Source organism: Pseudarthrobacter sp. MDT1-56 (genome assembly GCF_059383555.1).
The window spans coordinates 17,418-31,345 of the sequence record NZ_JBWZCK010000010.1; the positions used below are offsets into that span (position 1 = coordinate 17,418).

At 63.4% G+C, this 13,928-nt stretch carries 12 protein-coding genes and 1 pseudogene; 5 read left to right on the top strand and 8 right to left on the bottom strand.

All coding sequences use genetic code 11. The features are described 5' to 3' along the window. Positions 1-691: 691 nt before the first annotated feature. The 3 genes from AC50YC_RS14355 to AC50YC_RS14365 form a co-directional block, all read right to left on the bottom strand. Positions 692-1,324, bottom strand: coding sequence for a hypothetical protein (locus AC50YC_RS14355; RefSeq protein WP_494952791.1), 633 nt, complete (start codon positions 1,322-1,324; stop codon positions 692-694). A gap of 342 nt (positions 1,325-1,666) precedes the next feature. After that, positions 1,667-2,503 (bottom strand): alpha/beta fold hydrolase, encoded by an 837-nt coding sequence (locus AC50YC_RS14360; RefSeq protein WP_494952792.1) that lies wholly within the window; start codon positions 2,501-2,503, stop codon positions 1,667-1,669. A 306-nt stretch (positions 2,504-2,809) separates the two neighbouring features. Beyond that, entirely contained in the window at positions 2,810-3,226 is a 417-nt protein-coding gene (locus AC50YC_RS14365; RefSeq protein WP_494952793.1) for a hypothetical protein, read from the bottom strand. Positions 3,227-3,471: 245 nt separating this feature from the next. On the opposite strand from AC50YC_RS14365, the gene AC50YC_RS14370 reads away from it, so the two are divergent. Continuing rightward, a complete protein-coding gene (locus AC50YC_RS14370) occupies positions 3,472-3,618 on the top strand; it encodes a hypothetical protein (RefSeq protein ID WP_494952794.1) in 147 nt (48 codons plus the stop codon). Positions 3,619-3,644: 26 nt separating this feature from the next. On the opposite strand, the gene AC50YC_RS14375 is transcribed toward AC50YC_RS14370, so the two are convergent. After that, a complete protein-coding gene (locus tag AC50YC_RS14375; RefSeq protein ID WP_494952795.1) occupies positions 3,645-4,817 on the bottom strand; it encodes an ATP-binding protein in 1,173 nt (390 codons plus the stop codon). A gap of 363 nt (positions 4,818-5,180) precedes the next feature. On the opposite strand from AC50YC_RS14375, the gene AC50YC_RS14380 reads away from it, so the two are divergent. The 3 genes from AC50YC_RS14380 to AC50YC_RS14390 all read left to right on the top strand — a co-directional run bounded on the left by AC50YC_RS14380 (position 5,181) and on the right by AC50YC_RS14390 (position 9,014). Continuing rightward, a complete protein-coding gene (locus AC50YC_RS14380; protein ID WP_494952796.1) occupies positions 5,181-6,086 on the top strand; it encodes an NmrA family NAD(P)-binding protein in 906 nt (301 codons plus the stop codon). A 1,142-nt stretch (positions 6,087-7,228) separates the two neighbouring features. After that, positions 7,229-8,146, top strand: a complete 918-nt coding sequence (locus AC50YC_RS14385) for a response regulator transcription factor (RefSeq protein WP_494952797.1) — start codon at positions 7,229-7,231, stop codon at positions 8,144-8,146. A gap of 268 nt (positions 8,147-8,414) precedes the next feature. Then, entirely contained in the window at positions 8,415-9,014 is a 600-nt protein-coding gene (locus AC50YC_RS14390) for a response regulator transcription factor (protein WP_494952798.1), read from the top strand. A 1,294-nt stretch (positions 9,015-10,308) separates the two neighbouring features. Here AC50YC_RS14390 and AC50YC_RS14395 read toward each other — a convergent pair. After that, positions 10,309-11,052 carry a hypothetical protein gene (locus AC50YC_RS14395; RefSeq protein ID WP_494952799.1) on the bottom strand — a complete coding sequence of 248 codons (744 nt, stop codon included), beginning with the start codon at positions 11,050-11,052 and terminating at the stop codon, positions 10,309-10,311. Positions 11,053-11,571: 519 nt separating this feature from the next. Further along, the gene (locus tag AC50YC_RS14400) at positions 11,572-11,916 is read right to left on the bottom strand and encodes a hypothetical protein (RefSeq protein ID WP_494952800.1); all 345 of its coding nucleotides are present in this window, start codon (positions 11,914-11,916) and stop codon (positions 11,572-11,574) included. Positions 11,917-12,004: 88 nt separating this feature from the next. Between AC50YC_RS14400 and AC50YC_RS14405 the strand changes: the two are divergent. Beyond that, a pseudogene (locus AC50YC_RS14405) lies at positions 12,005-12,720 on the top strand (MFS transporter); the annotation flags it as partial. A gap of 112 nt (positions 12,721-12,832) precedes the next feature. Here AC50YC_RS14405 and AC50YC_RS14410 read toward each other — a convergent pair. Both AC50YC_RS14410 and AC50YC_RS14415 read right to left on the bottom strand, forming a co-directional pair. Next, positions 12,833-13,069, bottom strand: coding sequence for a hypothetical protein (locus tag AC50YC_RS14410; RefSeq protein ID WP_494952801.1), 237 nt, complete (start codon positions 13,067-13,069; stop codon positions 12,833-12,835). Between the two features lie 123 nt (positions 13,070-13,192). Continuing rightward, positions 13,193-13,876: a TetR/AcrR family transcriptional regulator gene (locus AC50YC_RS14415; protein WP_494952802.1), complete on the bottom strand. Its 684-nt coding sequence runs from the start codon at positions 13,874-13,876 to the stop codon at positions 13,193-13,195. Positions 13,877-13,928 lie beyond the last annotated feature (52 nt).

Here is a 13,928-nt window from a genome sequence, read left to right on the forward strand (position 1 = left end):
ACGAACGATATCTTTAGTCCGTAGCAGTCCGTGCCCTGATGGCGCAGCGCATGCGGTGTGCCCTGCCGTCCCCGCGACGCCAGCCGGCTCCACCCTACGGCCAAACTGGGCCGTCCGTATCCGACGCCGGGGAGCGCGCAGCGTCGAGTTCTCCGGTAATCGGCCCGTCCATACCCAGCCACCACTCGGCTGTAAGAGAATGCGTCGAACGAGTTCGTGCTGTTCCTCGACGTCGACGTCGAAATCCGGCGGGTCAGGGCTGGAGGATGTTGTGGTGTGCGGTACCGCCCTTGGAACAAGCCGATCAGCATCGCCCCGGATGGTGCCCCGGGAACTAAAGCTGGTCGTATTGGCTGGTGCGGCCAGGGACGAAGCCAAGGATGCCGGCAGGGAGGGCCTGTGCCGACGGCGAGTGTTGCTATCTCTCAACGAGCCACTGCGTCCTTCCGTTTTCTGCAGCCTGGGCACGAGGGCCGGCAGCTTGCGCCTGTCGTTCGGATCCGGCCCGGTAGCGGATGGCACTGACTGCGACACACCTCACCAAATACCGTTTCCGTCGCCGCGGCTGCCGCGCCCGGACATGTCAATGGTCCGCCCCACACGGCAGGGCGGACCATCGGAGTCATGTTGTACGCACCCATTGCACGCATCGGCACGGACACCTGTGCTGGATCAGGGCCCGCGGGGTGTGCTAGTGGCGTTCGAGGACTCCGCAGACTGCCGGGTCGGTGGCCTCTGCCGGGAGGTCCGGGTTCAGCTCGCTGGCGCCTTCCGGGTTGCTGAAGTTGTACGTGCCGTTTTCGTCGTAGTCCAATCCGTGAATGACTAGAACGCCCTCACCGTCACGGATGGCCTCGGCGATCTGTTTGGCGGTGCCCGTACCGCCGGTTCCTGGGTAACCCGTGCCTGCCACATCGGTGAACGCGATGTTATTGCGGCTGTAGTTGTAGCGGCCGTCCTTCGAGACCGGGAAACGCGTGACGTCAAGGAAGCTCGCTGGCGTGGTGTCGCCGCTCGTGTTCAGGGACACGACGACCGGCCCGTAAGCGGGTACGCCCTCGACGGTGTTCAGGCGCCCGTCGTTGTTGGTATCCAGTTCGAGCGTGGGGCACTCGTTCAGAGCCTGCTCGCCGTAGTGGATGTGCTGGGCGTGGGGGGCATCAGGTGTCAGGCCCTTGGCGTGCACCTCAATGTGCTTGATCGTTTCACCGCGAACGACGGCGGTAGCCGTGCCTGAGGCTCCGGAGCCATTGAGCTGTTTCAGCTTGGCGGTCAGGGTGACGGTTTTCTCTTCTGATTTGGAATTATGGGCCTGGGCGGGCACCACTGTCAGGGTGGTAGCAGCGATTAAAGCAACGGCTGAGGCCCCAAGGGCCACTACAGATGTTCGATTCACAATGCACTCCTCGATCAGGCCAGTGAGGAAATCCCGCTGGTCTATTGTGATTCGGAACACATGGTGCTTCGGATTGGCGTGAGCAATAAAGCGACTCAACCGATCAGGGACACGGAACCGGCCGTCTTCACGGCATGGAGCATGAGGTCGACCACGATGAGCTAAGTGATCGCGTCCGCAGGGGTAAAGCCTCGAGACGAGGGTGAGGCGCCCTTTGTGGTCGCCTCACCCTGATTTGCTGGAGTGATGTCTCACTGGATCGCTGGGCTTCTACTTTTGGAGGAAGCTCAGGAGTGCCTGGTTGAATTCATCGGGGTGGCTGACGTTGCAGCCGTGCGGTGCGCCGAGGATAACGTGCAGGTAGCTGCCGGGCAGGGCTGCGTGGGTCCGGGCACCGGATCCTTCGTAGGGCACGGTGCCGTCGCCGTCGCCGTGCAGGATCAGGGCCGGGACGGTGATATTGGGCAGGTCGTCGCGGAAGTCGGTTGTGCCGAAAGCCTCCATACAGGCCAGCGCCGCCTTCTTGTCAGCCTGCTTGCAGAGCCGGAGGGCTTCCTGACGCTGCTGCTCGGTGACTTTAAGCTCCCCGTTGACGGAGAAGAATTGCCGGGTGAAATCGTCGTAGAAGGAGTCTTCGTCTTTCGTCAAGCCAGCGGTCATCTCGGCTGCTGCGTCCTCGGTGAGAGGCCCATCCGGGTTGTCCTGGCCCCGCATCATGTACGGGGGGACGGCCGCGGCGAAAACGACGCTGCGCACCCGGTCGGTACCGTACTTGGTGAAGTACCGGGCCACTTCACCGCCGCCCATGGAAAATCCGACGAGGGTCGTGTCGGTGAGCTCGAGTGCCTCGAGGAGGGCGTGCAGGTCTGCGGTGAGGGTGTCGTAGGTGCAGCCGGTATTGGGTTTGTCGCTACGTCCGAAGCCCCGCCGGTCATAGGTGATGACCCTGTAGCCGGCAGTCTGCAGGACAGGCACCTGGGCTGCGAAGGATTCCCCCGACAGGGGCCACCCATGAATGAGAACGACCGGCCGGCCCGGGCCCCCCGTGTCGTCGACGTGCAGGTTCGTATCCTTGAACAGGCCGTGATGGGCAGTAACTTCAGTCATGAAAAGCCTCCAACTGTGAGATGGGATCGGCGTACAACGCCGACTCTAGCTACTTCGTCAGCAGGCTGTCTTTTGGATGGGTCCTCCCTCGCTACGATGACCAAATTGGTCAGCGTCGGCGCAGGGGTGTCCTGCACCAAGTTGACATACGCAACAACATCTCACGCCGAACCGCAGAGAGAGCGCTTGCTGAGCTCCTGAACACCCGCATCCAACCGCCCTGGAGCTGCGCCAATTGTCAAAATCCACCCATCCCAGTGGTCCTGAGTCGGGCTTTAGTCAGCCGCCTTCTGCATCAGCACTGAACTATCGGCCGGGTCCATTCCTGCCCCTCTCATAGCCCGCTGCTGACCCGGTGCGGGTCTTCCTGGCTTTGGCGGCCTTGCCAGCGGTTACTGCTGCGCTGGGATGTGTGCCGTCGCTGGATGCTGCGGCGACGCGTCCACGTACCTGGTTTTCGTTCGGGCCGGTGTTTGCCAGGGTCTCGGCGAACTTCTCATGGTGTTCGGCTGAGCCGTAGTCAGCGGCCGACGTACTTTCGGTTTTCAGGCGCTGGCGTTTGAGCCGGCTGCTGTCGTCCCTGGTGACGCGGTTCTCGATTTCGCGACCGAGGCCTTCCATGCGGGCGAAGAGTTCCTCTTCGGCGCCTTCGTACGGCTGTTCCAGAAACATCCATTGGGCGCCTGTGAAGCCGCCCTCGGCCCGAAGTTTGGCTTCGCGCATCTTCTTGGCGGCTTTGACGAACGCGGGGTCCTCGACGTGCGGGTCGTCGGCGCCGTTGACGTTCGCGGTGGTCTCTTTGCGCAGCTGGCAAGGTCGGGACCGTTGACTCCGTCCTCGCCGATGAGGAACATGCGTTGCTGCACGGTGGCGTCCGCTGCTTCCAGAGCACTGGGGGTCTTCGCGCTGTGTGCGGTCTGCAATGCCTGTGCCAGCTCGGGGTTGGTCAGGTAGTCCGCGGGCACCTGGTGATGTTCCAGTTCCGGGGCCAGTGTCGCGGCCTGGGCGCGGAGTTCTTCGGCGCGGGCCGCTGCGAGCAGCTGCATGACGGGCATCTGAAGGACGCCGGACCGCAGGTACTGGCCGCCGCACGCGCGTTCGCGGCCGCAGGCTGATTGGTGGCTTCAGGTGCGAGAAAGCATCACTGCTCGTGTTGCCGCCGGATAAACCCGGACATGCCGGGAACGGTGAACGCGACTTTGCCGTATTCCGGTGAGTAGATGAGTCCCTTGCTGATGAGCTGCGCCCGGGTCGGTCCAAGGCTCGTGAGCTTGACGCCAAGCCGCTCGGCAACTTGGCTTGTACTCGAACCCTCATCGCCGTCCTGGGCCATGGACCGCAGGTAGCTCTTTTCCTTCTTAGTTGCCCGGCCCCATCGAGACGGAAAAAATCCCGCGTCGAGTTGGCCCCGGCCGGCAACTATGGCGAGGTCTGCGTCGGCATCGGTGAACGGCGTCTCAGGAGCTGCATCCCAGATGGCCTTGCCGAATTCCTGGATGAAGTAGGGGTATCTTCCGGAGGCCTCAACGACCCTGGCTAGGGCAGTAGGTTCGAAGGCGGCCCCCATCTCCTGGGCCGGCCTCGCAAAAGCATATTCGGCCGCAGGCTGATCCAGGGGCCCGACCATTCTGTAGTCAAATAGTCTTTCAGCGTAAGTCCGGGCTTCGCTGAGGGTCGTTGGAAGGTTCGGTAGCCCGGCCCCGATGATGTAGAAGGGCCATCCCCGCTGTCCGGCCATGTGCTGGACTGAGATCAGTGCCGTGAGAAGGGCAGGATCCAGGTCCTGCATCTCATCAATGAAAATGCCGAAGGCGCTCCTGTCCTCTTTCAAAGAGCTGCAGATGTCATCGACCAACTCTTCGAGGTCTATGTCAATTTGGCCCGAGTCTGCACGTCCGGTCTTGAATCCCACGCCCGCCCTCACGCCTGTCAGCCCTAGAGAGAGATTGAACGACTGTATGGTGCCCATGGCCTGCTTGAACCGCTCCTTGGGCCGGGAGCCACCGTATCTGCGGGCGGCGGTGGTCAGTTCCCTCGCCAGCTTCTCCCGAACTTCGGTGAAACCCTGAGCCTCCGGCTTGCCTTCGATCCAGATGGTAAACCAGCCCTGGTTATCCGCGCGGGCCCGCAAGTAGTTCAGCAGTACGGTTTTACCAACCCCCCGCAGCCCGGAGAGCACCATCCCACGGTTCGGCAACCCTCTTTTGGTTCGGGCGACCAAGAGGTCAAACGCGTCGATCTCGGCCTGGCGGCCCCCCATAACTTTGGGAGGAAGGCCCGAACCAGGGTTGTAGGGGTTGAGTTCCAGATGCATATACAAAATTATAAGGCACTATGTGAAAAAGGCTATAACCGCCTATAGCTTCGTACTTCTTGGGCTGCGACAGATACTGGACGACAGCACCGGCCAGGGTCACAGCCTCGGGAACCAGCCTTGGCCAACATCTCGTGGTCGTGCGTCGTATGTTGAGCGAGGGGTTGATCGGGATCCGAGTGTGGAAGGAGCCTGCGGAGGACCGGTTAATTCCTACCACCCGGAGGTTCTGCCAGGACGGGTGTAGCGGGCCGCTATGACTACTTAAAACCACGCTCGGAGGAGATGCAGAAATTTCATGACCACTTCAACAAGTGAAGGCCGAGCCGGGAAATTGCGGGCGCGTACGGCACACCATGAGCAGTGGAAGACGTGATGGCGGACGAGGTGATTCTGGTGACCGGGGCTACGGGCAACATCGGCCATATCGTGGTCGAACAGCTGCTGGCCGCCGGGCGGAGAGTCCGCGCGGCCGGGCGCACCACCGAGTCGGTGAAGCTGATGTTCGGTGACCGGGTGGAGGCCGTCGGCCTTGAATTCACCAACGAGTCGACCTGGCCGGCCGCTTTTGACGGGGTTCAGCGGATGTTTCTTCTGCGCCCGCCGCATCTGGGCAAGCCGAAGAAACAAATCATTCCCGCCCTCGAGTACGCGCGAGCCCACGGCGTCGGGCAGATGGTGTTCCTTTCTCTTCAGGGTGCGGAGAAGAACAAGGTTGTTCCGCATGCCGCCATCGAGTCGTGGCTGCGCGGTGCCGGTGTCGACTGGACGTTCGTGCGGGCCTCGTTCTTTTATCAAAACCTCTCCACTACGCACTTGACCGATATCCGGGACCGCGATGAGATCCTGGTCCCGGCCGGCGGCGGTGCAACCGCGTTCGTCGATGGCGAGGATGTCGGTGCCGTCGCCGCGGCCGCTCTGCTCAACCCCGCCGCACACCGCAACACCGCCTGGACAGTGACGGGGCAGGAAGCGCTGACCTACGAACAGATCGCCCGAATCCTGACCGCAGAGCTCGGACGGCCCATACGCTACGCCCGTCCCGGGATCGTCCGGTACCTCCGGCACGCGCGCCGGACCCTTCGAATGCCCTGGGGCATGGTCATTGTCACCGCGGCGATCTACACAACGGCCCGGCTCGGACTGGCGGGCGGCCTGTCCAACACCGTGCAACAGGTTCTTGGCCGGGACCCGATCAGCTTCCCCGACTTCGCCCACCGGGAACGCGACATTTGGAAGCCCACCTCAACCCGCAAGGAGACACCATGAGGATGGCACTGCTCGGAGCTACCGGCCGCACCGGGGCCCTTTGTTGCCACCGAAGCGGCGCGGACTGACCAGGAAACTGGCGCCGGTCATGCACCGGCACGCCATCCTGTCCGCTGAAACCTGCGGCCCAGGCACCCGGATCCCGGATTCGGATCCACGCTCACCGTCACGGCCGAGCAGCCTTCCGCCGGACCGTCAGGTCGAAAGGAGGAAGGCCGTCACCCGCATATGTGGGCGCAACGGCCTTCCCCTGTTCTCATTCGCCGCCGGCCGCAGCCGACGGACTTCCCTGCACTTCATTGCCGAAGCCGGCAGAGACTGGCGATTTCCCCCAAAAACAAAAAATCGGCTTGTTGCGGCCTTGGGCGAGTCTAAGCGTCGGAACATTTGTATATCAAGACTCTTGAGAAAACTGCTCCAATCCTCCGGTTCTGGCAAGTGACCTGCCGGTGGCTGACGGGCGGCCAGCAGAGGTGCCTCGCGGGATCCAAGAAAACTCCCCGTTCCTTCCCGCGGTTACGGTGTCGGCACCCAGATTCGGGTCAGGGCGCCAGATCCAAACCGTCCAGCCGGGGCCAGAGATACCTGACACCCAGGCCCAGGCCACAACCGGGTGCCGTATGGGGGTGGCCCAGTGCCGCCGACCTCGGAGGCTGACACCACGCGTGCTTCCCGGCTTAAGGCCCCATCGCCAGAGGCTGCGCGGTGTCAGGCAGGTACACGCTTACTTGCGGACCCGACGGGCGCGAGATCAAGTGGACGGACTTTTCCCGCTCCTTCGTCCGGGCTGATGGCCCCGGGCGATCTGACGGGGCACGGCGCGATCGGGGCAGCCGCTGCCGTTCCCGCCGCCGTTCCTCCATAGGATGAGGGCATGGCGGCTGAACGCCGTAGCCGCAAGGTGGGGTGCCGCATATGGCAGAGCCCCGGCGGCGGTGAACGAACGGAACGGTGGCGATGGCTGATCTGGGAAAAGGGCAGGAGGACACCGCGCCCGGCCTGGGCGTGTATCTGCTCGAAGATCACGAGCTTGTCCGGCGGGGGCTGCGCAGGCTCCTGGAATCCAGCGGTTTCACTATCGTGGGGAGGCAGGGTCCGCCCGCGAGGCCGCCCGGCGGATCCCGGCCCTGCGCCCGGATCTGGTGATCCTTGACGATGACCTTCCTGATGGGTCCGGCACCGATGTCTGCCGGGACCTGGCGGCGGCAGACTCCTCAATCCGGTGCCTGGTGCTGACCGCGGAAGCCACCGAGGGTGTGTTGATTGACGCGATCCTGGCCGGGGCGTGGGGGTGCTTGTCAAAACAGGACGGCAACAGCGAACAGCTGAGGCTGATCCGCCGGGCACTGGCGGGGCACACCGCTTTCAGCCGACGGTTCCAGGAGGCCGTGCTTACCCCGTTCCCCGGCCACAGCCAAGGTCAGCCGGGTGGGAAACTCCTGTTTTTGTCGAGGCAGGAACGCAGGGTCGTCATCGGTCTGGGGAAGGGTATGACGAACCGCCAGATCGGCCAGGAAATGTCCCTGTCGGAAAAAACCGTAAAGAACATAGTCTCGTCCGCGCTGATGAAGCTTGGCCTGACGCGTCGGACAGAAGCCGCAGTGCTCATCACCACGGTGTTGAGTCAATCGGAAGACCCCGCATACGGCGGCTACCGGTTCAGTGTCTTCCCGGACGCGGCCGCGGAGGTCACGGCAGCACTTCTGGACTGCATTCGCGAGGACGGTAGCGTGCCGCCCGGGGAGCGGACGGGGGTTGCCGGCAGGCTCACCGCAGCCCTTGCCGCGGCCCGGACCGAGCTGACGCCAAGACCCGATTCTGACGTGAAGGAGAACCTTCACCTGACCCCGGAGGAGCCCTTGCCGGAGAGCCTGGAGCCGGTCCCGGACCGGGAACTGCAGGCGCTCGACAGCCAGAACCCGCGCCCGTTTGACCACGCGATCGTGGCCGAGGGCGAACCGAACCGGAAAACAGAGTTCGGCCGCTACGAACTGAACGAGGAATTCGAGAACCGGGACAAACGCCAAAAATTTGGTTGCCTCGGATCAGACGGCGGCTGAGCTCCCGGGAACGAAATCCCCCGTCAAGCCGGGCACAGCGCCGGCCGTGAACCCCCATCAGGCCCGCTTTGATCCGCCGCTCCTTGGCGTCCTGGTGCGCTTCGGTCTTTTGGCCCTGTGGTCAGGGCGGAATGATTAGACCCAGCTAAGGGCCAACAGGCGGCAGAATGCCGCCCCAGGGGTCTTCCGATGAGGTGCCGAAAGCATGCACATGAGAGAGTCCTCAAAAGTTGTCCCCGTCCGGGGCCGGTCCAAGGTCCCGGTGCGCGTGTTCCTTGTCGAAGGTCGGGACTTCGTCAGACAGGGCTTAAGAGGATTGCTCGACACGCAGGGCCTTGAAGTGGTCGGTGAATGCGCGAGTGCGCGCGATGCCAGCCATCAGATTCTGGAGGCGGGATCAAACGTCGCGGTGCTGAACGTGCTCCTCCCCGACGGCACCGGCATCGAAGTATGCCGGGACGCGCGCTCGGCTGCTCCGTCACTCCAGTGCCTGATACCGACCAGCTACGCCGATGAGGAGGCTCTTCGGGGCATCGTGCTGGCCGGAGCGGCCGGCTACGTGCTGAGGGAACTTCCCAACCCGCACTTGGAGGAAGCAATTCGCCGCGCCGCCGCCGGCGAGTCACTTATGAGCGAGGACGTGCTCGGCAGTGCCAGAGCGGAGCTGATCAAAGCGTCCGTCGATCCGAGGTTTGATGTACCAACCGACGCGGAGGAGGACGTGCTGTCATTGATCGCCCAGGGACAGACCAACCGCCAAATCAGCGAAGCTCTTGCTCTGGCCGCGACCACGGTGCGTGAGCACGTCTCAGCATTGCTGGCCAAGCTGGGACTCGGCGGCAACACCGGGCCACGGACAACAACCTGACCCGCATCCCCGCCCAGCAGCAGACCGATTGCGAACCATGGATGCGATGGCTGGTCGTGTCTTGTCGGCCCAGCGTTAACGGGCGCGGACTGCCATCTGGAACTCAAGAAAGCACCTGACGGCTGGTTCCGCGACGCCCGGACGCAAAGTACCTAAGCTCGACAGTATGGAAGAGTTCTTCATCCGACGTGGCGGCGGGCCAACCAATCTTGGCAACCCCAACTGTGGTCTCTCGAACCTCAGACAACAGATGAGCGACCCCCGATATTGGGGCGCTGGAGGAGACCCGTGGTGAACAAGCAAACGATTGGGGACGTCTTTGTCGTACCCGCGGGGGACGACCGGGCCGGGGTCGGGCAGGTGGTTGCGACCTAAGGCAAAGACGCGTACTTCTTCGCGATCTTCGACCTTGTGCTGCCTCTGGACGAGGCGGCCGGGCGAGCCGGTGAGGGTCTCTCGGCGCCGGTGCTGTTTCTCGCCCTCTCGATGGACGCCAAGCTTCACGCTGGCCACTGGACTGTGGTGGCTCAAGCGCCCGTCAATCCAGCGATCCCGTTGCCGGCTTACAAGGAGGCTGTGGGCTCGGCGACGCACGTCGAGGTTGTCGACTTCTCGGGAGCGCGCAGGCGGCCCGCGACTTCGTTGGAGGCCGCGTCATTGCCGAATCGAAAGGTCGTTGCGCAAGTGCGGCTCGAACGGGCGTTGCGGGCCACGCTCGGCCTGGAACCGTGGCTAGAACCGTTCGATGAGCTCAAGGTCGAGAACGTCGTGCCGAGAGCTTCTGTATTCGGAAGAGCCGGCTCAGCCTTGACAATTCAGGAACGGGGAAGACCGCCTAGGCGTCCGCCTCGAGTCAGACCAGCGCTGTTACCGCCTCGACCGTTGGGCTATTGGGCCGTCGCCGACGTCCTTCGTTTGGCCCCTAGACGGACCACCTCATGAACACCCAGAAGGCGGCCATGCCAAGGAAGCCGTAGAAGCTAAAGAGCAGTCCGAATATTGCCCAGAGGCTAGTGCCTAGATCGCTCGTTCGCGTTCTGAGGGCTGTCCCTTCTGTCCTGGCAGGTAGATCTGCCTGAGCGGCATAGACCCACGACGACAAGGCGTAAATAGCCGCGCAACCCAACAAGGAGATAACGAAAACCCGCCGGATGTTCGACTTACGGAAGACAAGGTAGACGATGAGCATGACGCCGACCATCCAGAGCCCTAATGACCAATAGGACCATAATCTCTCAACCATCGAAGCCATATCTGTTCGCCAGTCTCCCCGGCAACCCTACCGGGCTACTGCTTAGCGAGCCGGGCCGCTCTTCGTCCGTTCCGCACCCACTGCTGCCCCGCTGCGGGTCTTCTTGGCCTTGGCTGCGCCCTTGCCCATGGTGACGGCAGCGCTGGGGTGTGCGCCCTCGCTGCGCTCCGCAGCGGCGCGTCCCCGGATTTGGGTTTCGTTCGCTCCGGTTGTTGCCAGGGATGCGGCGAAAGCTTCCTGGCGTTCCGCTGAACCGTAGTCAGCGGCAGACGTGCTTTCCGTTTTGAGGCCCCGGTCTTTGAGCCGGCTGCTGTCGTTGCCGGTGACGCGGTTTTCGATCTCGCTGCCGACGCTTTCCATGCGGGCGAATAGTTCCTTTTCGGCGCGTGCGTACCGCTGTTCCACGGGTGTCCTTTCGGACCCTGTGAAGCCTCCCTCCGCCAGGAGTTTGGCCTCGTGCATGTCCTTGGCTGCTTGGACGAAGGCGGGATCCTTGAAGTGTGAGTCTCCGGCGCCGCTAATGTTCGCGGTGGTTTCCTTGCGCAGCTGGTCGATGTCGGGACCGTTGATGCCGTCCTTGCCGATGAGGAACAGGCGCTCCTGCACGGTGGCGTCCGCGGCCGCCACTGCTGAGGGCGTCTTCGCAGTGTGAGCGGTCTGCAATGCCTGGGCCAGTTCCGGGTTGGCCAGGTATTCCGCGGGCACCTGGTGGCGTTCCATTTCCGGGGCAAGCGTCACGGCCTGGGCGCGGAGTTCTTCGGCACGGGCAGCAGCGAGCAGGCCCATGGCCTTCTCATGTTCGGCGTCCGCCGTGCGAGTTTCTTCCTGGCTGCGGTCCAGTGCGTCCTGCCGTGCCTTGTCCGTGGCGGCCTGCTGGATATCTGACTCCAGGTATCCAGCATCCTTGCCGGTATCGCGGGTGTCGATGCCGTAGCGGGTGAGGACTTCCTGACGGATCTTTTCCGAGGCCGCCAGGGCGGTCGGGTCGTGGTCTTTCCAGCCTTCAGCGACGGCATGTGCCGTGGCAATGTCCTGGGGCTGGGCCTTGTCCCACCACTGGTCCCTATTGACCGGTGCCAGCGCCGCGTGCGCCGCACTGCGATCTGCCGTGAGGCGGGCCTGGGCTTCGTGCGCTGCCTTGGCGTCCTGGTGTTCCTGCTGCCGTTGTGATTCCTGCCGGCGACGGGCCAGCGTCTAGGCAATGCGTGAGGCGATCATGAGGGACTGCCGCATTCCGCCGTCCAGAACTTCGTCCATTCCGTCTGATTCACTCATCGTGCTCCCCTTGCAGTTGGGTGGTGGTCTTTATCGGTCAAGCACCGGGCCGGAATCCCTGCCCGTGTGCTGGTGGGATTTGGCTGGCTTTGGTGTGCTCGGTACCGCTGACCCTGGACGGATGGGCGCCATGCCGCGGAGTCCAAGTTCTACGGCGTTCTGGGCCGCTGCCTGTTCGGGTGCACCGACGGTGACCGGGCGGGGCATGGTCGCCGCGAATGGTTTCAGCTGCTCTGTGACGACAGCCCGGAGCCGCTGCGCTTCACGGGTTCGTCCGGACTGTTGGTGCAGTTCGTGGATGGCGAAGGCAGTGTTCACCAGTTGCAGCATGAGCGCCGATTGTGCGGCCGTCTTGTTCTTGCTGGACGCGGCCATGAACAACATGGCAGTGCCGGCAATCGACGGCCGAGAGACGGGCTTACCGTGCTGCCCTGGTGCCCGGAGTTGGGCGGTGCGGGACAGGGGCTGGCGGATCCCCTTCCTGGTCGGTGCCGTTATGGGCCTCTACGCGTTGATCATGCGCTCCAAACTGCACGAGACCGAGGCCTTCGAAGGCGAAACGGCCGCCGAGAAGCGCGCCCCGATCTGGCCGCAGATCGTGCAGTACCGCAAGCAGGCCTTCCAGGTCATCGGGCTGACGGTGGGACTCACGGTGATCTACTACATCTGGGGTGTGGTGGCCCCGAGCTACGCCGCCACCACGTTGAAAATCGATCGCGGGGAAACCCTCTGGGCCAGCGTTGTGGCCAACATCGTGTTCATCGCCACCCTGCCGTTCTAGGGCAAGCTGTCCGACAGGATCGGCCGCAAAAGGTACTCTGGGCCGGTGCGGCCGGAGCCGCCGTCATGCACTTCCCGATGACCTGGCTGCTGAAGGATTCGGCCTGGCAGCTGGCCGTGGCCATGTCCGTCATGCTGATCTTCATTGCCGCCAGCGCCGCGATCGTTCCGGCCGTCTACGCGGAGCTGTTCCCCACCAGCATCCGGACCATCGGCGTCGGCGTCCCGTACTCCATCTGCGTGGCCGTGTTCGGCGGGACCGCCCCGTACCTGCAGACCTGGCTCGGCACCATCGGCCTGGCCAACGTGTTCAACGTCTACGCCGTGGTGCTGCTGCTGGTCAGCGTGTTGTTCGTCTTCACCATCCCGGAAACCAAGGGCAAGGACCTGACCCACTAGGCAAGTCGAAAGAACGCGCCAGAAAGGGTCGTTTAGCCCTCCACGGAGTGCCCCCTATTGTCAAAGGCAGGGGGCACTTCATGGGTTGACGTTGAAATACCCTGCGCAGCCTTCAGCGGGTGTCCGGTGTTTCGCCGTTTCCCACGGCCTCGATCCAGTCGATCGCCTCGTCCGAGAAATAGAAGCCTGACGGCCCGTTTTCACCCACCCACCAGGCGCCGGACGCGACCGAACCGCCGGCGTCCTCGATCTCACCAAGTACCTCGGCCGGTACAACGTCGCCGTTGTTTTCAATCAGCCATTCCCGCGTCGAGGGCTTCAGCCTCGGCCACCATTGCTCAATACTCATGGCCGCAGTCTGTCACGGCTTGGACTTCAGCATCGCCAGCAGGATTGCCGGATCCGCACGGTAGAACGCCGATGCTTCCGCCACCCAGTCCGTTCGAGGACGTCATCTCGCCGCTCCCAGCGGTTAGGTGGAGCGCCCGTCGAGAGTGTCCTGGATGCGGCGCGCCACCTCAGCGGTGGGTGTGGAGCGGGGGAAAACGGCCACAACGAGGTCATCCCCGGCGGGGGCGGCGGACGGGTCACCCGGGGACAGGACGCCGAAAATGCGGCGTACTGTCCGCAATTCGTCTTCCAAGTTCTTCAGGGAACCGCGAGGGGAATCCAGCATCATTTCGCGCAACACATAGTTATGCGTGGACGTGACCGCCGCAGCGAACCGGATCGCATCCAGTGCCGCAAGTCCCGGGAGTGCCTGCCGGAGGTAGTCCGAGAAAAGGCGCTCGTAGCGCGAAACCATGATCGTTTCCCGGTCCCGGAGCGCGGGCACCCCCTGCACCACGTGATAGCGTTTTTGCGCTATTTCCCGGCGTTCAGAGAACTTCCCAAAGACGAGTGCCGCGGCCTGGCACACGGCTTCCCACGGATCGGGATGACGCGCGGCCAGATAGCTGCCCAGCTCATCGAGCAAGGCTTCGTGGTCTGCAAAGATCACGTCTTCCTTGGCGCGGAACTGGCGGAAGAAGGTGCTCCGGGAGATCCCGGCCGCCAGGGCAATATCGTCCACGCTGGTCGGGTCGTAGCCGTTGTCGATAAACAGATCCAGGGCGGCCTCGGCCACCTCGGAACGGAAATTAGCCACTGATGCCATCCCGGTACAGTAACAGCGCGTCGCCCTGTCCGCCGCCGCAGAGTGCGACGGA

Bases quoted from the DNA above. Each gene is read 5' to 3' on its own strand.
- AC50YC_RS14360 (WP_494952792.1), bottom strand. From the start codon at position 2,503: ATGACTGAAGTTACTGCCCATCACGGCCTGTTCAAGGATACGAACCTG.
- AC50YC_RS14365 (WP_494952793.1), bottom strand. From the start codon at position 3,226: ATGCGCGAAGCCAAACTTCGGGCCGAGGGCGGCTTCACAGGCGCCCAA.
- AC50YC_RS14375 (WP_494952795.1), bottom strand. From the start codon at position 4,817: ATGCATCTGGAACTCAACCCCTACAACCCTGGTTCGGGCCTTCCTCCC.
- AC50YC_RS14395 (WP_494952799.1), bottom strand. From the start codon at position 11,052: ATGGGCCTGCTCGCTGCTGCCCGTGCCGAAGAACTCCGCGCCCAGGCC.
- AC50YC_RS14400 (WP_494952800.1), bottom strand. From the start codon at position 11,916: ATGGCCGCGTCCAGCAAGAACAAGACGGCCGCACAATCGGCGCTCATG.
- AC50YC_RS14410 (WP_494952801.1), bottom strand. From the start codon at position 13,069: ATGAGTATTGAGCAATGGTGGCCGAGGCTGAAGCCCTCGACGCGGGAA.
- AC50YC_RS14415 (WP_494952802.1), bottom strand. From the start codon at position 13,876: ATGGCATCAGTGGCTAATTTCCGTTCCGAGGTGGCCGAGGCCGCCCTG.